Here is a 20828-nt window from a genome sequence, read left to right as displayed (position 1 = left end):
CTAGATGCAGGTCGAAATAAAAACATACCAAAATCAGGAGATACAAAAACAAAAGAAAAGGAAATTAGATAAAAAGCAGTTGGAGTCTTGGCTACTATTGTTTCCTACTCTTATGATTTTTATCTTTTTCTTCCTATTTCCTTTACTTTCTTTATTTATCACGAGTTTTAAGACATTTGATCCAAACAGTGGAATTGGGGATAAATGGACATTGGAAAATTACGTGAAGTTTCTTTCAGACCCCTTTTACCTAGGAGTTATTTGGAGAACGATAAAGATTGGATTGTTAACTACATTATTAACAGTTATCATTTCTTATCCAGTCGCTTTTCATATTTCTAGAGCCAGTGGGAAGGTTAAAAATTATTTAACATTGATAGTGTTATCACCATTATTGATAAGTATGGTCATCAGATGCTATGGGTGGGTTATTTTGTTATCGAATAATGGTGTTGTTAATCGCACTTTGATCAATCTCGGATGGATTGATAAACCGCTTACGTTATTGTATACAGAATTAAGCGTTGTGATTGGAATGGTGCATGTACTATTTCCGTATATGGTATTAAGCATCATGGGATCCTTAGAAAGGATCGATCCTTCTATTATCAGGGCTTCACAAAGTCTAGGAGCAGGTTTGATTAGAACATTCTTTTCCATAATATTACCTCTGACATTACCTGGGGTATTTGCCGGTTCAGTTATGGTGTTTAGTTTAAGTGTAAGCTCATTTGTGACTCCTGCTATTCTCGGCGGTCCACAGGTAAAAGTTATGTCCTATCTAACTTACGAACAAGTTGCAGTGATATTAAATTGGCCTTATGGGTCTGCCATTGGGTTTGTATTAATTTTTATGGCAACTGTTACGATTATCGTATATAGCAGAATTCTTGCCCGTTCCGAAAAAGGAGTGGCGATTCAATGAAGAAAAGACTATATAATTTTATATTTCATTCGTTTTGCTTTGTCGTATATGTTTTTTTGTTAGCACCAATTATTGTAGTTTTACTATCTTCATTGACAACGACTGAATATATTGTTTTTCCGCCAAAGGGGATTACATTGAAATGGTATATTGAATTAGTCAACCACCCTGAGTTTACACAGTCTTTTGTGTTAAGTGTCATTGTCGCTCTAGGCACGTCACTTTTTTCTACCTTTATTGGAACACTTGCTTCTATTGCCATTGTTAGATATCAGTTTAAAGGAAAAGCAACTATTGTGCAGTTAGTTGGCTCCCCTCTTTTAATTCCGTCCGTCGTATTTGGCGTAGCGTTGCTACAGTTTTATTCTTGGATAGGTTTAGCTACAAGCCCTATGGCTTTAATTATTGGCCATATTATTTTGACGGTACCATTTGTTGTACGATTAGTCGTTGCTAGTTTAGTCGGTTTTGATCGATCTATAGAACAGGCCGCGAGGAGTTTAGGGGCAGGGGCTTTTAAAGTATTCTTCCAGATTACTCTTCCGATAATCAAATCCGGTGTGATTGCTGGAGCCATCTTTTCATTCATTACCTCATTTGATGATCTAACCGTAGCATTGTTTATTGTAAGCACCGATGTTGTCACTCTTCCAGTACGAATCTTTACCTATATGCAATACCAGTACGATCCAATTATTACATCAGTATCAAGCATCATAATTTTATTTACCGTTGTACTAATGGTGATCATCGAAAAGGTGTTAGGTGTTGGAAAAGTTTTTATGTCGAAAAATTAATAAGGAGTTGTTTTCATGCATATTAAAAATCATCCTATATTGGGCAGCTGTCTTCAGGAGCCTGTGACATTTTATTTTAATGATCAGCCTTATACGGCTTATAAACAACAAACCGTTGCAGCCGCTCTGATAGCGAACGGTATTAGAATGTTCGGGCTGAGTCGGAAATTAGTTCAGCCAAGGGGGATGTTTTGTGCGCGAGGGAGATGCTGCAGTTGCTATATGACTGTTAATGGGGAAGATCATGTGCGTACTTGCATGATAAAAGTTGAAGAGGGAATGAGGGTATATCCAAATCTAGAAGATCCAGAGATAAGGGGGGATTGAGTTGGAGACTGAAGTGCTTGTTATTGGAGCTGGACCAGCCGGACTTGCAGCTGCATTTGAGACTGCCTCTAGGGGATTAGATGTGACTATTGTAGATGAATCGACTGTCAAAGGGGGGCAACTGTGCCAACAAACTCAAATTATCAGAGCATTGCCCTCTATTTTCCAACCTATGCGTGGATTTGAGTTGGCAAAGCTGTTAACGAACCAATTGGAAGACTTCTCTGTTAGGTATTTGCTCAAACATCGGTTGATCGGTTTATACCGAGATGGAAGTGTTGGCATCACCAATGAAGTAGACGTTTTTCCTATCAAGTTTAAAAAACTAGTTATTGCCACGGGAGCGGCCGAAAATGCGATCCCTTTTCCAAAGTGGACGCTTCCTGGGATTATAACGATTGGCGCAGCCCAAACACTAATCAACCGAGATTTTGTAATTCCAGGCAAGAACAGTGTAATAGTTGGTTCTAGTGATTTTGCAATGGACGTTGCTTTGCAGCTTTTAGACGTCGGTGTTAATGTTAAGGCTATTATCGAGGCCCAATCGGATGTTTTAGCAAGGGACAAGGAAAAGGTAAAGCGAGTAAAGAAAAGCGGGATTTCTTTCTACTTAAACTCCTCTATAGTGGAAGCAAGAGGGAAAGATGAAGTTAGTGAGATCGACATTCAACTGCCGAATAAGAGGATTACAGAAAAGGTTGATTTAGTGTGTGTAGATGGGGGAAGAAGTCCTATCTTAGATGCCTTTTATCAGTTGGGGTGTTCTTTTGGGTATCAGGGTGAACTTGGGGGATGGATTCCACAATATAATGAGTTTTTCCAAACGGATCGTGAGGATGTTTTTTTAGCCGGAAACGCGGCGGGGGTTAGTTCTCAAGGAGCGGTGATTGTAACAGGGATGATAGCAGGTGTTAGTGTTTGCGAGTCATTGAGGATTATAGACAATAGGGAAGCTGAAAAAATAAGAATTTCTCTGTGGAGAGAGTTGGAAAATATAGAGTCGTCTCTCTATCCTGATGTATGGCAGGCTAGAATCAATCATATTAAAAGTTTTAAGTATCCTCTGCTAAAAAATCAGTTTATTCTGTGATTTTTTTAGAAAAGGTTGGTGGTTCATTTGGAAAAGTCAACAATTATTTGTCGATGTGAAGAAATCACGTACGAGGAAATTGAAGAGGTAATTTCTCATGGTGCAAGGACATTTGACGATATTAAAAGGTTGACGCGTTGCGGAATGGGTCCTTGTCAAACAAAGATTTGCATGCATTTAGTTAACAAAGTTATTCATGAGTTAACAGGTCTCCCATTTCAAGATATTCCTTTGCCCCGATTGAGAATGCCGTTGTCTCCTATAAAGCTTGAAACGTTAGCCACTAATAGCACTTCGTTTTATGCAGTAAAATCCGTTTTGGATGAGTTGGAGTTAGAGGAGAGGAGATAGAATAAATGGAAACGAACTACGAAACGATAATTATTGGTGGCGGGGTTATTGGTAATAGTATTGCTTATCATCTCTCGGAGCGGTATAAAGGGGGAATATTAGTAATTGATAAGAAGTTCCCAATGTCAGGGACTTCAGGAGCTACACAAGCCTGGGTATGGGTGCATAATAAAACTCCTGCTTGGTATGCAGAATTTAGTATGTATAGTGCAGAGCTTTATTCATATCTATCAAAAAAAATTGGGGATGTTGAGTATAGACGAACAGGAGGATTATCTCCTTTTTTCACTGTGAGAGATTTGGAAAAGGCTAAGCGGCTTGCTGATTCTTATGAAAAAATTGGAATAAAAATTAAAGTTTTATCACGGGAAGAGGTATTAGAAAAGGAACCTTTTATTAATCCTAAAGTTGTGGGGGCAACCTTTAGTCGAATTGACGGGAACGTTAATCCATTCCGGTTAATTGACATGTATATGAGGGCGGCTAAAAAAAATGGTGTTCACTATTCCACTTATAATCGAGTAATAGACATTCAAAAACAGAACGGTCAGTTCGTTGTTATTTCTGAAAAAACAACGTATGTTACAAAAAACCTTATTCTCGCAGGTGGCCCTTGGTCAAGGGAACTGGGGAGAATGGTAGGTGTCGATATACCTGTTAATCAAGTGAGAGGACAAATTCTTGTTTCAGAACCATTAAAGCCTTTTTTAAACTATACGATAAGTGGATTAAGGCAAACCAATAATGGTGAAGTATTGATAGGTTATTCTATGGAGCAGGCGGGTTTTGACCGATCCACTACACTTGACGTTATTCAAGAAACTGCCAATATGGCTGTCCATTACGTTCCTTCGTTGAGAAAAGCGAAAATTGTGCGTACTTTTTCAGGAATTCGCGCTATGCCGAAGGATGGTTTACCGATTATTGGAAGAGTTCCTGATGTTGAGAATCTTTACGTAGCGGCTACACATAGTGGTATAACACTTTCCCCTTTAATAGGGACGATCATGACCGAGTTAATTGTAGACGGAGAAACATCTATTCCGATTGACCGATATTCAATTACAAGATTTTCTTGAAAAGGGGAGTTCATTATCTGTTCCTAAATGCAAACCAATCGGCCTTTTCCCTAATAAGTAATGGGAAAAGGCCATGATTTTGCAGGTGATTTTAGGATGAATTTTTAGAGAAACAAAGCAAGAGACTATTTATATATTATCCAAAAAATGCATTAACGATTAGTAGCATGATTAAGGATACAGCCCATGCAAGAGTTGTTGGGATTGACCATGTTAAAATTTGTTCTTTCACTTCTTTTATTCCAAGCATACGGTTAATGACCCAGAATAGGCTATCGTTAAAATACGAGAAGATCATAGCTCCTAGGGCGGCTGCCTGTGCCGCTAATGCCATATTGACGTCTAGCTGTTGCAAAATAGGTGCCGAAATAGAGGCGGCGGTAATCATGGCTACGGTTCCGCTTCCTTGAATGAGTCTCACAATCGTAGCAATAATGAAAGGAATGAGGATAGCAGGAAGATGCCATTGTGCGACTTGTTGGGCAATATAGTCTCCACTGCCGCTTTCCCTTAGAACGTTTCCAAGTGCTCCACCAGCACCGGTGACAAGAAGAATGATCCCAGACGTTTTGATCCCCTCTTCCATGTGATCAAGCGCCTCGGAGCGCTTTACATGGTTATATAACCCGTATATAGAGAAGATTAGACCAATCCCGACTGCGATGACAGGTGAACCGATAAATGTGATATAATCATAAATTCCTCCTTTTAATTCAAGGGCACTGATTGTTGTATTGGCGAAGATTAATAGAATCGGAACAAAAATAGGAAGTACTGATCGTGTTAAAGAAGGAAGATCCTTTTTCTCCTTAGATTCAAGAAATTCTTGAAGGGTGACCGGTTGGACTGGCCGTATATAGTTTAAGCCTGTTTCATCAGGAATTTGATAGATTTTCGTTCCAAGCCACTTAGCGTACAGGACACCTACGATGATAACAGGGATAGCAAAAACTAGCCCCCAAGCGATCATTAATCCGACGTCAACGCCAAAAATTCCTGCAACTCCTAAAGGACCAGGGGTCGGTGGCACTGCATGATGAGTAGCAACGAGTCCCGCTCCCAGAGCTACGCCAATGGTGAGAACAGATTTTCCGGTCTTTTTAGAAAGGGCTTTCACCAATGGGGTTAAAATCACAAAAGCTGAGTCTACAAAGATTGGGATGGAAACGATGTATCCTGTGATTGCCATGGCCCACTCTTCTTTTCGTTTTCCAACCCATTTCACAAGAGTATATGCCATTTTTTCAGCTGCACCGGATACCTCTAAAATACGTCCCATCATCACGCCGAATCCAATAACAATGCCTATCGATCCTAAAGTGGATCCGAATCCTGCAGTGATGGTGTTGACAACGTCGGGAGCAGACATGCCCCCGACTAATCCTGTAATGGAAGCTGCTATGATTAAAGCTAGAAATGCATGAATCTTTGTCTTAAGTACCAAGAAAATCAGAATGGCTACCCCTAATACAAGTCCGAATATCATTTGAGCGCCTGATACTTCCAATATCTCTCCCCCCTCTTTTTTGTACCCCTTTTGTCTCTAGATGATCGAGGGGTTATGCCCATGAAGGCTGAAATTTTGGAGCATATTTAGCAGCGAGTATGATGGCTTCCTCCATGCTCACGCTGCTTGCCATTCCTTTTCCAGCGATGTCAAAGGCGGTTCCATGGTCAACAGATGTACGTAAAAAGGGTAGACCGTTTGTAATTGAAATGGTTCTTTCAAAATCCGCCATCTTCGCGGCGATATGTCCTTGATCATGGTAAAGGGACAATACAGCAGCGTAACGGCCATTTAAAGCATGATGAAACACCGAATCAGCAGGGACAGGGCCAACCGCATTAATTCCTTTCTCTTGTGCCATTTGGATGCCTGGGAGAATCTCGTCGATTTCTTCTCTTCCAAACAGTCCGTTTTCTCCACCATGTGGGTTTAATGCCGCAACAGCGATTTTACGATTTTCCACTCCGAGACGTTGCAGGGCTTGGTCACAACGGATTAAGTAGTCACAAACTCTTTCTTTCGTCATTGCGGCGATGGCGTCTTTCAAGGACAGATGTCTCGTTAAGAAGAAAATGCGCATATTTCTTACTTCAAACATCGTCAGCGGATCGTTGGTATTGGTCAAAGCAGCTAAGATTTCTGTATGTCCGATAAATGGAACATTGGCTGCTTTCAACGATTCTTTATTGATCGGCGTTGTTGCCAAGGCTGATACTTTTCTGTCTAACGCCAGACCAACAGCTGTTTCAATATACTCATAGGCCGCTTTGCCGCATTGTGCTTGGACTTTCCCGATTTCAAGAGTGTCTATGTCTACGTTGTTTAACGAAACAATATCGATCGTTCCATGTTTGTATTTGCCCTCAGAAGGGTCTTTGATTTCATTTATGTTCAATGAGATATGAGTGATATCCATTGCTCTTTTCAACACTTCACTGTGACCGATAACAAGAGGCTGACAAACATCATATATTTTTTGATTGCTCAGGGCTTTTACGACAATCTCTGGTCCGATTCCTGCCGGGTCCCCCATTGGGATGGCAATAATGGGTTTAGTTTGTGTTGACATGTTTCCCTCTCCTTTGGCTATTAATCTTCATTTGTAAAAAGCGCAGGCTTTTGTAGATGGAACGTTGATCGCCGACCATTCCTCCTTTTGTGACTACAGGGAGTCCATTGAGGTATCCACCGGAAAAATATCCGAATGAGGTCAGCGGAAGTACTTCGTCTTCAATTTCAATACCGTTAGCCCTTCCTACGGCGCAAAGAGATGCTGTAACATCCCCACCGCTTGTGAAGCATCCACAAATTGGGTGTTTGGAATTTTCGATTATTTTTCGGCCGATGACGGCAAGGCCGTCTGTGATTCGTTTGGCCAGAGCATCTTCGGATACTTGCTCAATTGCAGACAGCGCTTTTAAATTGATTAGACTGTTAGCTGGGTGATGGGTCGTAACGATCAAGATATTTTCCGTTTCGAGTCGCTCTAGGCTAACTGCTGTTGCGCGTTCTACTTCTTCGTTCCAACTGTTTGAGAAGCTTGCCAGTTTTTCTGGATTGACGTATACTGGGTTAGCATTTGTTTTGGCTAAGAGATAATGAAGTTGACGACCGGTCAAGGAAGTCACGCTTCCGATGACCATTAGTATTTTATCGGCATGAAGTTGTTGGTGAAAATATAACCTTGCATAGTACGCTGTTAAAGGGCCAGGATCAACTGGAACGATGATTTTGTCTTTGATTTTTGTCATCGCAAAGGCAATTGTTTCAATATGTTCGTCATTGACCGCATCGATGACGATAATCCGGTTTCCGTGTTGGATTTCCTCCCTGAGCCGCTGAGCGATGCATTCTGCGCCGTGGAGAACTGCGTCGAGCCCTATCAATGCGACGGAGTGTATACTTTGTTGCTGAATGAGGGCAGGAATAAATGACTGATGAACAGGGATCAATGGATCTTTAGCTACGTCTGTTTCTTGAACGGGTACGCCGTCAACGAGCAAATATCCACCGGTTGTCATCCTTCCCGAATCAGGAAAAGAAGGGACGACAACGGCTACGGAATGATCACCAAGTTCGCGCAAAACGGTGTCAATTTCGATACCGATATTGCCGCGGACAGTACTGTCGATCCGTTTACAAACGACCTCAACGTTCCATTGTTTGAAGTAGTTGACTGCTTGACGCACGCGAGCTTCAGCAATTTCTCGTGGAGAATAGCGGCTATCGGTGTCAATGCAGACAGCATCGTACTTTTCGATGCCGGTTAATGAGGCATTTCTGACAAAGGTCGCCGTTTTGAATCCTTGTTTGGCCAATCTGACGCCTGTTGCATTAGCACCGGTCAGATCATCGGCAATAACCCCGATTTTCATGACGATTGTCTCCCCCTGTCTACGGAAGTCGTTGATGTTGCAACTGGTTGGATCACCTCCTCAAGCATTTCCTGTTACCCTAGGGCGGTGGATAAATACGTGCTATTGAAATTTACTATGCGTGAACGATGATAAGGTTGGTATGCTCGCTATATTGATGTTGGTCTTCTTGGTTCAATCCATCATCAGTAATAATCCCTTCCAATTCCGAGAGCGGACAAACGAGGGAAAATGCTTTTTGATTGAACTTGCTTGAGTCAGCAAGCAACCAAGTTACTTCAGCTGCCTGTATCATCATTTTTTTGATTAGCGATTTTTCAAATGTAGGTGCTGTGACGCCTGAGATGACATCGACTGCGTGGGCTCCTAGAAAGAAGAGGTCTGCCCGAATGTTTTTAAGTAGTTCTTGGGTTGGCCATCCGTACAATGTACCGACTTGGTTTTGAAGTTCCCCACCAGTGACGATCACCTTTAATTGACTTTCCATCAGTTCAGCCGCAATTTTAATATCATTGGTGACTACTGTTAAGTCTTCTCGATCTTTGATGAGCTTAGCGACTTCAAAAGTGGTGGTCCCGGAGTCCAAGATGATATTGGCATTTTCAGGGATGAACTCAACCGCTTTACGGGCAATGGCTTGTTTCCACTTAATATTCTTTTCTTTTTTTGTTGAGTAAGGCGTTTCTTGAATAAGTGCCCGTGGGTGAATGGCTCCACCGTGTGTTCGGACGATCTTCCCCTCTCTTTCCAAAAGAGCCAAGTCTCGTCGAATGGTCATTGTAGATACATTTAATTGCTGCGACAGCTCTTCAATGTCAACTTTACCTTGGGTGATTAATTGTTTTTCAATCCATTCCCGTCGTTCTTTAGGTAACATATGTGTTCATCCTTTGATTGTTTTGTTTGAATTTAACATTAATATGTTTATTTGTAACAATATTTTATTTATTTTTGTTCGATTTTGTCAATATATAATGATAAAAATTTTAACAATTAACACAATCTGTTTCGTTTAAGATCTGTGAGCGTACATGAGGGGCTTAACCGATACTCGTCATCGATTCCATCAAGCACCTTGGAAATACTCATGATGTTTGGGAAGCACTGAGCGTATGATCCACAAACTACAGATACATTCCATGAAAGGAAAAGGGGGGAGAGGAGGACATGAGGATCGGAAAACGAGCATTTCCTCCCATCAAAGAGCTTTTATGAAGAAAAAAGAAACGGGAGCTAGCTTAGGCAAAGAGCCGCGGCTGACTGTGCGGCTCTTTAGCGTTGCCTATTTGTCCATTGCCTTTGCCGCGTTGGCGATGGCCGGTCTAGCCTGTGCCGCAGCTTGATGAATGAGGTTGTCTAGGAGCGCCAATGTGACCGATTTAACAGCGGAAAACGGCACGGATTGATAGGATGGTAAACAAAAAGGTGTTGGAGACATGAAGTGGATTCCGTCCCGATTTAACGCGATGGCGCAAACGAAGCAAGGTGAATTGATTCTCTACAATAGCTATACAGGGGCGATTGGCGCGGTGGCGGAAGGTGAGAAAGCCGCCGTGCTTAAGGCGCTCAAGAGAACCAGGATTGACCGCGAACTGTCACCGGTGGAACAAACGCTCGTGGAGTGTGGGTTTCTTGTCGCTGAGAACGTCGATGAGAAGCGACGGGCGCAGTTTTTGCATCAATCGTTGCACCGGACGGATGTGATGCATCTCGTGATCTTGCCGACGGAGGCGTGTAATTTCCGTTGTGTCTATTGTTATCAAGAGTTTTTGCGCGGACAGATGAAACGTGAGGTCATTGACGGGTTGAAACGTTTTTTGACGAAGACGATTCCGCGTCTCACCCATTTGACGGTCAGCTGGTTTGGCGGCGAACCGCTGTTGGCGCTCGATGTGATTGAAGAGATTAGCACGGTGATCATCGAACAAACGAAACGGTATGGCGTTGCGTATCAAGCGGACATGTCAACGAACGGCTACGGTTTGTCGAAAGAAACGATGCGGCGTTTGTTGCGGTGTGAAGTGACCCGTTTTATGGTGACGCTTGATGGAAGCAAAGACGTGCATGATGTGCGGCGGGTGCTGGCGAATCGGGGACCGACGTACGAGACGATTCTTGGCCATTTGCGTGATATTCAGACGCTTGACGAATCATTTGAAGTGGACATCCGGGTCAATTTTGATGAAGACAACCTTGACCGGATTCCGCTGTTTTTAGACGAGCTGGCTTGTTACTTTGCCGGGGACCGGCGTTTTCAGCTGTTTTGCCGTCCCGTTGGGAGATGGGGCGGGGCGAATGATGAGCGGTTGCCGGTTTGTGACCATCGGACGGCAGAGGTGAAAATATGGGAGTTGACGGAATACGGAATCAAGAAAGGACTTTCGATGAGCTCGATGGTGGAGTCGATGTTGATGCCTTCTGGGGCGGTTTGTTATGCGGCGAAGCCACATTCCTTCGTCATCGGGGCCGACGGCCAAGTGTATAAATGCACATGCGCCTTTGACGAGGAATATAACCGTATCGGCCGTCTGCATGCCGATGGAACGATGGATGTCGATATGGATAAGCTCGCTCTATGGGTAACGTCAGGCGAGGAAACGGATGAACAGTGCCAAGCTTGCTTTTTCCGGCCGGCGTGTCAAGGAAATCATTGCCCGTTGTACCGCCTGCGAACAGGGGATCGTCCTTGCCCTCACGAAAAGCGAAAAATCAAAGAAGTGCTCCGGCTGATTGATGCGCAGTCATTCGTACGAGATGAAGGGAAAGGGAGGTGAGAATATGCGTATTTTGCGTCCTGCCGCATCGCCTGTTGCGTTGTCCCATTCTGGGCGGCTGACGAAATCAGTGCCTGGTCATTTGAAATGATGAATGGGAGAGAACCACAGTTTGGTAGGCGATCCGAGAAAAAGCTGTGAAATGGTTTAAGATTCTTTCCCGGCTGACGTCACTATGTATCAAGCATTCCTTTTCTCGCGATGCGAAAAGATTTCGTTTTTTCAAGAAGATACACGATCAACCATGCGCCAAATGAAGTGAACGAAAAAGTATTTGATCATGACAATGGCCCTTGTCGAATAGACAAGGGCCATTCAGACTGTTGACAAAATGGGTTTCAGACGAATGTCTGAAACCCATTTTGTTCCATAAATAGACTATGTTTTCAAAAAAAGTGGGTAGGATGGGAAGCCATGCAAAGGAAAAGAAAGGGCGGTGCTTCGCCTTCCATAGGTAATTCGCCAGTTTTTTTAAATTCATGGCAGCACAAACAAGCATCGCCTGCGCCTCATTTTTTTCCAATCCCCGGTAATGCGTCCAGCGCAGACCATGCTTCTCTTTCATATCGGCGAAATCCCGTTCAATCGTCTCTTTTCGGAGGGCATAGAGTTCCCGGTATTCCGGAACATACCGCAAATGCTCTGCTTCTTCATAGTAGTCCTGCCATACGTGGCGAGTGACTACTTTGGTGTAGCTCTTGCTTTGCGTGCACTGATGAAGATACGGACAGCTTCGGCACACCGCCGGGTCCGATTTGTATTCCCGGTACCCTTCCCGATTCGTAGTAGAGTAAGATAGAACTTGATCATTGGGGCATAGATAACAATCAAAATATTCGTCATACACAAAATCTGATTTCCGAAAGAATCCATCTTTTGTTTTCGGGCGAGTGTACGGCCAAATCGGCTTTACCCCTTGTTCGAGTAAATACTTGGCAATGGCAGGAGTTTTATATCCTGCGTCTACACACACGGCTTCCGGACATGATTGGATTTCCCGTTTCACTCGTTCGAACAGCACAAAAAACGCTTGACTGTCATGGACGTTGGCTGCCGTCACGTAGGTCTGTAGAATCCATCCGTTGCGATCACAAGCTGTATGATACGAATAGGCAAACACTCGCTCCCGTTCATTTTTCACCAACAGTCCGCTCTCCGGATCCGTTTTGCTTACTTTTACTTCCCGTTTTTTTTTTTTTCTCAGATGGCAACGGCGATTTTCCATGAGCGATCCGATCCCGTTCGATTTCTTTTTCGAGTTCCTGTTGGTAGGCTTTGGCTTCGACTTCTGCCATTTCCGTTGTAAACTTCTTTTTATTGGCGCTTGCTTTGACATGAGTGGAGTCTACGTACAAGACACTCGAATCTACCAATCCGTGTTCAAAGGCTTCTTTTAAAATCCGTGAAAAAATTTGATGGAATACATCCGTTCCAGCGAAACGACGCGCATAGTTTTTACTTGGCGTCGAGTGATGAGGAACGGGATCATGAAGACTAAGTCCTAAAAACCAACGGTAGGCGACGTTGGTTCGGATTTGTTCGACGGTTTCACGCATGGAGCGAATCCCAAATACATACTGAATCAAATACATTTTAAACAACATCACTGGATCAATGCTCGGACGTCCATGATCAGGAGAGTAGAGATCTTTCACCACATCATAGATAAAAGAAAAATCAATGGCCGCATCCAGCTTTCTTACCAAGTGATCCTCTGGAACCAGATCATCCAGTTTCACCGTGGTTTCGGTATAGCGCCCATCTTCTTGGTGTGGCCGAAGCATCGTTCCTTTCCTCCATTTCTCCCTCGTCTTACCTTCATAATAAAACAGCTTGTCGACTTTGTCGACAAGCTGAATGGCCCTTGTCGAATAGACAAGGGCCATTTTATGTGCTTCATGGCATGAATAAGGATGGTGATGTAGTTGGAAAAACGATTTGATGTTCCTCTCGATGGCTCTTGAGAACATTGTGTGGCAAGAAACAGTTGTTTCTCGTCCTTTACGAGTCTCCATTCAGGTGGAAAGGCGGTTAATCAATTGTTGCAGCGAATGAAGTGAACGTGGCTTAAAGGCAGTTTCGATGCCGTTGGTTATGCTTTATAGTTTTTCATGAAAAATTCAAATAAAATGTCAATCAGAACAACGAGGGTCGAACGGGCAGATAGGTCATAACCCGCAAACTGGACACGTTGCACGTAGGCGCTGATATGTTTTCGTACAAGCTTGGCTAATGTACTATCGGCGCTGTTCGTGATCGCTACCGTTTCGATGTTTTTAAAGCGAAGTTTCTCTGCCGCTTGCACAATGGTTTTTGTCTCTCCGCTGGATGAAATGAAAATGACCATATCTTTTGGTTGAACCATGTTGGGTAAAAGGTCAATAATATGTGATTCATACACATACGAGCTCGGTTTGTTTACTTGGATGAGAAGTTTGCTAAAATATTCCCCGATCATTTTGGATAGACCAACCGCCACAATCAACACCCGATTGGCCTCAAAAATCAACTGGCTAATTTCTTCCACATGTTTTCGCTCCAATGAATCGAGTGTCTGATTCATATCGACTTTGTACCGTTCAATCGTATTTTCTCCAACCGGAATGGCTTGGTCGTCGATCGTTTTCAGAATATATTTCAACTCTGAGAAACCTTCTAAGCCCAGTTTATGACACATACGGATGATGGTGGTGGTGCTGACGTTGTTTTTTTCCGCCATAGCAGTTAGCGATAATTGTTTCGCTTGTTCCACATGTCCATCGATATAGTACAAAACGTGTTTTTCTGCATGGGTGAGTTGGCCGATATAGTTTGAAAATCGATCCAGAAGTTTTCCCATATGGAGACTCCTTTGCTTATCGTCGCTATTTTAACAATATTATAACACATGCTATAGGCCGTTCGAGGGAAAACCCCCGTCAGTTTTGAGGAGAAAGAAGTATAATTGTTCGTCGGATGTACAACTATGAAGGAGAACAGTATGATAAAACAAAATTGAAAGCGGTTTATGATTATGGATGATATCGGGGGGACATACGTTGGAATTAACACAAATGACGAGTGAACGGCTCATCTTATTTGATGTCGGTCTCTCGACGAAAGAAGCAGTGATTCGCGCTCTTGTCGATGTTCTTTTTGAAAACGGTGTCTTATCTTCGAAAGAGGCGTTCCTTCAGGCCGTCATGGAAAGGGAGGCAATTTCTCCAACCGGACTGGAAAAAGGGCTGGCGATTCCGCACGGAAAATCAAAAGCGGTCAATCGAGCGGCCTTTGCCATTGCGCGCTTATCTTCCCCTATTAAGGATTGGGAAAGCATTGATCCTCATAATGAAGTACAACTTGTGTTCTTGCTTGCGATTCCGGAAGCAGAGGCGGGGACGACGCACTTAAATGTATTATCGGAATTAAGCTTGCGTTTGATGGATGAGGGTTACCTGCGGCGCTTGATGGAGGCCAAAAGCGCTGAGGAATTGCTTCTGGCGCTAGATGAGACAGGGACAAGCGGGGGAGACCAAAATGTCACGTATCAAAAAACAGTTTTGGCCATTACAGCCTGTGCTACTGGGATTGCGCATACGTATATGGCAGCCGAGGCGTTGGAGAAAGCTGGGCGTGAGCTCGGAGTCCGTGTATTGACAGAAAAGCAAGGAGCTAACGGAATTCAAGACGAGCTGACGGCAGATGTCATTGCACAAGCCGATGGGGTCATTTTTGCCACGGATATTGCGCCGAAACGCAAGGAGCGTTTCGCTGGGAAGCCGTACGTGCAAACGAGGGTAGCGGAACCGTTAAAGCATGCAAAACAGATCATCCATAAAGTGCTTCACCAGCCGGATGGGATTGTCACCGCTTCTGAGGAGGAAACGATGCAAACAGGCAATGGGAAAAAAGCCGGGCTCTTGTCAGAAATGGCACAGGCGGTGTTAACCGGCATCTCGTATATGCTTCCGGTCATTGTCGCGGCTGGTTTAATGATTGGCATTGCGAAGCTAGGCTCGATGCCGTTTGGTTTAGTCAACGAAATTAACGATGTGAAGTATGCGACCCATTCGAATGAGTGGTTTGTCATTTTGCATCATTTAGATAAGTTTGGCGGAATGATCTTCAAGTTCATGTATCCCGTATTCGCTGCGTTCGTCGCTTATGCGATTGCTGACCGTGTCGGATTGGTATCTGGATTCATTGGCGGTGCGTTTGCGGCTGGATTGCATTACACGTTTTGGGGAGTGGAAAACGGGATCCCGTCTGGATTTTTTGGTGCCTTGATTCTCGGATTGGCGGCTGGATATGTTTCTCGATTCCTCAATAACCATATTCGGTTAAATAAAAATTTCCAAGCAGTGAAGCCGATGCTGATCATTCCGGCCATCAGTGTGTTGTCTGTTTTCTTCCTGAACTTTTATATTGTCGATCCTGTGTTTGGTGGGTTAAACGCGTGGCTGCGCCAGCTCATTGAGTCCGCCCAAGACTCAGGTGAGCTCACTCTGTCCGCCATCATTGCAGCGGCGACGGCATTTGATTTAGGCGGACCGATTAATAAAGCAGCTGGGGCGATTGCCATTGGTTTGGCGGCAGATCAAATTTTCCCTCTTACGCCGCGGGTGTTGGCGATTGTGATCCCGCCGATCGGCTTAGGATTGGCGACGGTTCTTGATAAATATATCGTCGGCCGCCGTGTGTTCGATGAGAATTTGCGCATTGCTGGGAACACGGCATTAGTTCTTGGATTTATCGCGATTAGTGAGGGCGCGATTCCGTTTATGCTTCGGAACCCGCTCATTACGATTCCAGTCAATATTGTCGGTTCGATTTTAGGAGCATGTACAGCCGTCTATTTAGGTGCGGTTCAATGGTTGCCGCTTCCGGCGTTTTGGGGCTGGCCGTTTGTTGAGAATTTATGGGCTTATTTGACGGGATTGGCTGTAGGGGCATTGTTTATCGCTCTCGTCAATATCTTTATCCGATTGGCGTTATTGAAAAGAACAGGGCAATAAAACAAGGTTGACAACAGCATAAGGTTATGGGGTGACATGCCCATAGCCTTATGCTTTTTCATCCTCTTATTGGAGAAGTGGTAGATCAAGAAAACAGTTGGTGAGCTTGGATTTTGATAAGGAGGCGTCAACAAGGTGAAGAACAAACGCGTGCATGTCGTGCCTCATTCCCATTGGGATCGAGAGTGGTATTTTTCCATCGAGGATTCGAATATTTTGCTTGTTGAAAATATCGATCATCTTCTCAATGTGTTGGAACGGGATGAAACGTATTCTGCCTATGTGTTTGACGGACAGTCTTCCATCGTGGAAGAGTATTTGAACATTCGCCCAGAGAACCGGGAGCGGATGAAAAAACTGATTGAGCAGCGGAGGCTTTTTATCGGGCCTTGGTATACGCAGACGGATTCGCTTCTTGTCCACAAAGAGTCAATGATTCGAAACTTGCTTTACGGAACGAAAATAGCCCAAAGCATGGGTCATAGCATGGAAATCGGTTATTTACCAGATATCTTTGGACAAAACGGCTATTTGCCTTCCATTTTTCGCGGCTTTGGGCTTGAATTTAGCATTTTGCAACGAGGAGTTTACACAGAGCAGTTAAATGGGGATGTCAATTTTGTTTGGAAATCTCCTGATGGGCAGTCGGTGAAGGCCAATCACCTTTATTTCGGCTACGGCCCAGGAAAATTTTTATCATCTGATCAGGAGTATGTAGAGAATCGACTGATTCCGATCATTGAAAAGTTAGAGGAAGTGAACGAGCACTGTGATCATTTGTTATTGCCTGCCGGTGGGGATCAGGTACTTGTGCGCGAGCATTTTCCCGAGACCGTCGCTCAGTTAAATCGTATCGATCCAAAGCGGGAATACGTGTTATCCGATTACGAGACGTTTATGAAGGAGGCTTGGGCGGGCGAGCCGTTTCCAAATGTGATTGAAGGAGAATTGCTGGCATCGCAACGGTCACGCATCCACCATACGATTCGTTCGCAACGGTACGATATTAAGCAGAAAAATGCCATCATTGAACATAAGTTTTTACATGTGCTTGAACCACTTGCGGTGATTGGGCAAGCGTTAGGGTTGCCGTATCCGAAAAGATGGCTCGATCAAATGTGGAAGCAGTTGTTTGACGTTCACGCCCATGACAGCATTGGCGGCTGCAACTCGGACGAAACGAATCGAGATATTGTTCACCGCCTTGAGAAATTAGAACGAATGGCAGACGGTCTTGTGAATCTATTGAAAAAACGAATCACTTATGCGATTAGCCGCCAGACGGGGAACGAAAATATTTACGTTACTTTTAACCTGTTGCCACGTCCGTTTTCCGGACTGATTGATGGCGTGATATTTACAAAAGACCCACACTTCCAACTGGTGACCAACGATGGGAAAGGCGTTCCGGCGGAAATCGTTGAGCAACACTATTTGCCGGGCGGAAAACAAATTGTGGTGACCGCAGAGGGAGAAAAAGAGATCGACGTACAAGGATACTATCGAACAGTTGTGCGTCTGCAAGTTGACCATGTGCCAGCGCTGGGCTATTGCACATACCAGGTGATTGAGGGAACGGGAGGTTGTGAAAAGCGAATCCTCGATCAAGAGACTCGGATTGAAAACGAATATTTGGCACTGTCCTATGAACAAGGGACATTGCGGTTGCACCATCAACCATCCGGTGAGACGGTGACGAATTTTATCCGTTTTGAAAATACAGGGGATGCGGGTGATTCATACGACTACTCTCCGCTTGAAGGAGATAAACCGATTTATATGGAAAAAGCGGAGCTTCTCTCTGTCGAAAAAGGGCCTTTGACAGAAAAGATGGTTGTTCGGCACATTGGAGTGATCCCTTCTTGTTTATCGGAGCGGGAGAAAGGGGAGTGTTCAAGTAAACTGGAAATCATCACCTCTTTTGAATTGAGAAAAGGGGAAGAAATCATCCGTGTTTGTCACCAGCTAGAGAATCAAGCGGAAGATCATCGGCTTCGCGTGTTGTTAACCGCTCCGGTGGCCGGTGCTAAGACATCATTTGCGGATCAAGCTTTCAGTTTAGTAGAGCGCCCTGTGGAGAGTAAGTATTTAACCAATTGGCGTGAGAAACGATTTGCTGAAGCCCCTGTGCCGATTTATCCACTTGAGAATGCGGCTGGGCTTTATGATGACCGCTTCGTGTTTGCGGCGTTGACCAAAGGGATGAAAGAGTATGAAGTACTGACGGAAACAAACGAGCTAGCGCTCACATTATTCCGCAGTGTCGGTGTGCTTGGCAAAGATGATTTGCTTTGGCGTCCGGGCCGTGCCTCAGGCATTAATAACAAAGTCGTGTATACGCCTGATGCGCAAATGAAAAAGAAGATGGATTTTGAATATGCGATATACATGGCCAACGAGACGCTGAACCCAGCGAAAATTTTTGCACATATTGACCGGTATCGGGGCCATTTTGCCTCTTATCAAAGACAGCAGCTCAATACATTTGAAGAGCGGTTGGAACGGTTCGAGATCCCGTACCCGATCGAGCAAGCACCGGAATCGTTTTCTTTGCTAGAAGTGGATCGGGAAGATGTGTTTATGAGTGTGTGCAAACAGGCACACGATGATTCGTCCATTATCGTTCGTTTCTTTAACCCGACATGCGAAAGAAAGACGGTGATGGTAAAAAGCAACCACATAAAAGAAATCGAAGAAACTAATTTAGCTGAAGAAACCATTCGGACGATCGAAGGGCCGTTTGTTGTCGATGGAAAAGGGTATATGACATTGAAATTGAAGGGGACGAACATGTCATGAGGAAACAAACTATATTGCCGCAGCTAGAGGAAAAGCTGAAAACCATATATGGCGAGCAATACAATGACGAGTATTTGATGGCTTTTCAAGCGCTCATTGAGCGATGGGAGAACAAACAATGGCCAACCAGTGCCTCGCTCTCCGAAGAAAATGTATATTTGATCACGTACGGAGACAGTATTTTCGAAGACGGAACGCCAACGCTAGAAACATTGCATACATTTTTAAAGACACAAGTCGGGGACTGGATTACAGATGTCCATTTACTCCCCATGTTTCCATATACGTCAGATGATGGTTTTTCTGTGGTCGATTACCGTCGCATTCATCCGCGGCTTGGCGACTGGGAGCACATTGAACAATTGGCGGAAGACTATAGATTGATGTTTGACTTTGTAGCCAACCACATTTCGAAGTCAAGCGATTGGTTTCAAAAGTATTTGCAAGGCGATCCAACTTATGAACGGTATTTTATTCAGAGGGATCCATCATTTGATACAAGTCAGGTCATCCGCCCGCGTACTACACCGCTGTTTCACGACTATCCAGGAACGGACAATACAAAGACGGTGTGGACAACGTTTAGCGAAGACCAAATTGATCTCAATTATCGCCATTTTCCTGTTTTGCTGGAGATGACTGATATTTTGCTAGAGTATGCATATAAACACGGGACAAGCATTCGCTTAGACGCGATCGGTTTTATATGGAAGGAATCAGGGACGACTTGCATGCATTTACCGCAGGCTCATGCCATCATTCAGTTGTGGCGTCTGCTTCTCGATTATTTCAAACCAAATACGCAAATCATTACCGAAACAAACGTGCCACATCATGAAAACATTAGCTATTTTGGAGATGGGACAAACGAGGCCCATATGGTGTATCAGTTCGCCCTTCCACCGCTTGTGTTATACACGTTTACCGTTCATTGTGCGACAAAATTAACGGAGTGGGCGAAGACGATTGAAAAAATATCTGATCAAGCGACGTACTTTAATTTCTTGGCAAGCCATGATGGCATTGGAATGCGTCCCGTTGAGGGGATTTTAAGTGAACAAGAGAAGGAGATGCTTGTCCAAAAAGTGTTGCAAAACGGGGGAAGGGTCTCCTATAAAGCAAACACGGACGGGAGTCAGTCGGTGTACGAGTTAAATATTACGTACTTTGATGCCTTAATCAATAAGGACGTGGATGTGACCGAACAGCAGCAAATTCAAAAAATGTTAGCTGCGCATTCCATTTTATTCTCGATGATGGGGGTTCCGGCTCTGTATTATCACTCGTTGCTTGGTTCTCGCAACGATTACCACGGCCTTGCCGAGTCAGGCATTCACCGTCGGATCAACCGCGAAAAACTTCCGTATGCCCGAATTGTCGACGAATTGGCCAACAATGAGCGGCGAAACGCCATCTTTAACGGGCTGAAACAAATGGTCGAGATTCGCCGCCAACAATCAGCGTTTTCTCCATACGCGCCGCAAACCGTTCTTGAATTGGATGATCGTGTATTTGGGCTAAAACGGGAGAATGAGAAGACGAAGGAAGTCGTGTATTGTGTCGTCAATGTGACCCCCGACGATGTCACCATCGAGACAGATATCAGCGGGGAGGATTTGTTCACAGGGAAAAAAGTGCACAAGTCTCTCGCTTTGTCGCCATACCAATACGTATGGGTCAAGGCGGATCGATGATTACTTGCAGTCGGTTGGAAAGAACGGGGAACTAGATTCCTTATAGAAAAAGTGCCCCGTTACGGAGTTTGACTGATCGCTTCAAGGAAACTTTATCATCAGCTTCCCATGATCCA

Annotated in this window: 17 protein-coding genes and 1 pseudogene; 11 read left to right on the top strand and 7 right to left on the bottom strand. The window is 44.2% G+C overall.

All coding sequences use genetic code 11. From position 1 onward, the window contains the following. The first annotated feature begins 4 nt into the window (after positions 1-4). Genes IC804_RS08685 through IC804_RS08660 form a run of 6 tightly spaced genes read left to right on the top strand, consistent with a single transcriptional unit; the run spans position 5 to position 4569 of the window. Positions 5-925 (top strand): ABC transporter permease, encoded by a 921-nt coding sequence (locus IC804_RS08685; RefSeq protein WP_011888332.1) that lies wholly within the window; start codon positions 5-7, stop codon positions 923-925. Continuing rightward, complete coding sequence (locus IC804_RS08680) at positions 922-1722, top strand: ABC transporter permease (protein ID WP_011888331.1); 801 nt, start codon at positions 922-924, stop codon at positions 1720-1722. The genes IC804_RS08685 and IC804_RS08680 overlap by 4 nt, the downstream gene beginning before the upstream one ends. A 15-nt stretch (positions 1723-1737) precedes the next feature. Further along, the gene (locus IC804_RS08675) at positions 1738-2049 is read left to right on the top strand and encodes a (2Fe-2S)-binding protein (protein WP_015375979.1); all 312 of its coding nucleotides are present in this window, start codon (positions 1738-1740) and stop codon (positions 2047-2049) included. 1 nt (position 2050) lies between these two features. Continuing rightward, positions 2051-3139, top strand: a complete 1089-nt coding sequence (locus tag IC804_RS08670; protein ID WP_041264728.1) for an NAD(P)/FAD-dependent oxidoreductase — start codon at positions 2051-2053, stop codon at positions 3137-3139. 18 nt (positions 3140-3157) lie between these two features. Beyond that, a complete protein-coding gene (locus tag IC804_RS08665; RefSeq protein WP_223812943.1) occupies positions 3158-3490 on the top strand; it encodes a (2Fe-2S)-binding protein in 333 nt (110 codons plus the stop codon). Positions 3491-3495: 5 nt separating this feature from the next. After that, positions 3496-4569 (top strand): NAD(P)/FAD-dependent oxidoreductase, encoded by a 1074-nt coding sequence (locus IC804_RS08660; protein WP_011888329.1) that lies wholly within the window; start codon positions 3496-3498, stop codon positions 4567-4569. Positions 4570-4705: 136 nt separating this feature from the next. Here IC804_RS08660 and IC804_RS08655 read toward each other — a convergent pair whose 3' ends face one another. The 4 genes from IC804_RS08655 to IC804_RS08640 all read right to left on the bottom strand — a co-directional run bounded on the left by IC804_RS08655 (position 4706) and on the right by IC804_RS08640 (position 9328). After that, positions 4706-6076: a GntP family permease gene (locus IC804_RS08655; protein WP_081157578.1), complete on the bottom strand. Its 1371-nt coding sequence runs from the start codon at positions 6074-6076 to the stop codon at positions 4706-4708. Between the two features lie 52 nt (positions 6077-6128). Beyond that, positions 6129-7145, bottom strand: coding sequence for a 4-hydroxythreonine-4-phosphate dehydrogenase PdxA (pdxA, locus tag IC804_RS08650; RefSeq protein ID WP_008881370.1), 1017 nt, complete (start codon positions 7143-7145; stop codon positions 6129-6131). Continuing rightward, positions 7129-8451 carry a four-carbon acid sugar kinase family protein gene (locus tag IC804_RS08645; RefSeq protein WP_008881369.1) on the bottom strand — a complete coding sequence of 441 codons (1323 nt, stop codon included), beginning with the start codon at positions 8449-8451 and terminating at the stop codon, positions 7129-7131. The genes pdxA and IC804_RS08645 overlap by 17 nt, the downstream gene beginning before the upstream one ends. Before the next feature lie 115 nt (positions 8452-8566). Beyond that, on the bottom strand, positions 8567-9328 hold the full coding sequence (locus tag IC804_RS08640; RefSeq protein ID WP_008881368.1) for a DeoR/GlpR family DNA-binding transcription regulator: 762 nt from the start codon (positions 9326-9328) through the stop codon (positions 8567-8569). A 334-nt stretch (positions 9329-9662) separates the two neighbouring features. Between IC804_RS08640 and IC804_RS18855 the strand changes: the two genes are divergently transcribed. Further along, on the top strand, positions 9663-9794 hold the full coding sequence (locus IC804_RS18855; protein ID WP_255396552.1) for a hypothetical protein: 132 nt from the start codon (positions 9663-9665) through the stop codon (positions 9792-9794). Positions 9795-9887: 93 nt separating this feature from the next. Continuing rightward, complete coding sequence (locus tag IC804_RS08635; protein ID WP_081157577.1) at positions 9888-11225, top strand: radical SAM/SPASM domain-containing protein; 1338 nt, start codon at positions 9888-9890, stop codon at positions 11223-11225. Positions 11226-11463: 238 nt separating this feature from the next. On the opposite strand, the gene IC804_RS18565 is transcribed toward IC804_RS08635, so the two are convergent. The 3 genes and pseudogenes from IC804_RS18565 to IC804_RS08625 form a co-directional block, all read right to left on the bottom strand. Further along, on the bottom strand, positions 11464-12561 hold the full coding sequence (locus tag IC804_RS18565; RefSeq protein ID WP_223812922.1) for an IS1182 family transposase: 1098 nt from the start codon (positions 12559-12561) through the stop codon (positions 11464-11466). Between the two features lie 124 nt (positions 12562-12685). Further along, positions 12686-12817 (bottom strand): annotated as a pseudogene (locus tag IC804_RS18850) (transposase); the annotation flags it as partial. A gap of 500 nt (positions 12818-13317) precedes the next feature. Then, a complete protein-coding gene (locus IC804_RS08625; protein ID WP_081157604.1) occupies positions 13318-14064 on the bottom strand; it encodes a MurR/RpiR family transcriptional regulator in 747 nt (248 codons plus the stop codon). A 199-nt stretch (positions 14065-14263) separates the two neighbouring features. Here IC804_RS08625 and IC804_RS08620 point away from each other — a divergent pair, with 199 nt between their 5' ends. The 3 genes from IC804_RS08620 to IC804_RS08610 all read left to right on the top strand — a co-directional run bounded on the left by IC804_RS08620 (position 14264) and on the right by IC804_RS08610 (position 20712). Further along, positions 14264-16219, top strand: a complete 1956-nt coding sequence (locus IC804_RS08620; RefSeq protein ID WP_041264726.1) for a fructose-specific PTS transporter subunit EIIC — start codon at positions 14264-14266, stop codon at positions 16217-16219. Between the two features lie 135 nt (positions 16220-16354). Next, positions 16355-19018, top strand: a complete 2664-nt coding sequence (locus IC804_RS08615) for a glycoside hydrolase family 38 N-terminal domain-containing protein (protein ID WP_081157603.1) — start codon at positions 16355-16357, stop codon at positions 19016-19018. Then, positions 19015-20712 (top strand): alpha-amylase family glycosyl hydrolase, encoded by a 1698-nt coding sequence (locus IC804_RS08610; RefSeq protein ID WP_081157602.1) that lies wholly within the window; start codon positions 19015-19017, stop codon positions 20710-20712. The genes IC804_RS08615 and IC804_RS08610 overlap by 4 nt, the downstream gene beginning before the upstream one ends. Positions 20713-20828: the final 116 nt, after the last annotated feature.

Origin of the sequence: Geobacillus sp. 47C-IIb, from assembly GCF_014679705.1 — a bacterium.
GTDB lineage: Bacteria > Bacillota > Bacilli > Bacillales > Anoxybacillaceae > Geobacillus > Geobacillus thermodenitrificans.
The sequence above is the reverse complement of the archived record's forward strand: the minus strand, read 5'-3'. Positions and strand labels throughout refer to the sequence as shown.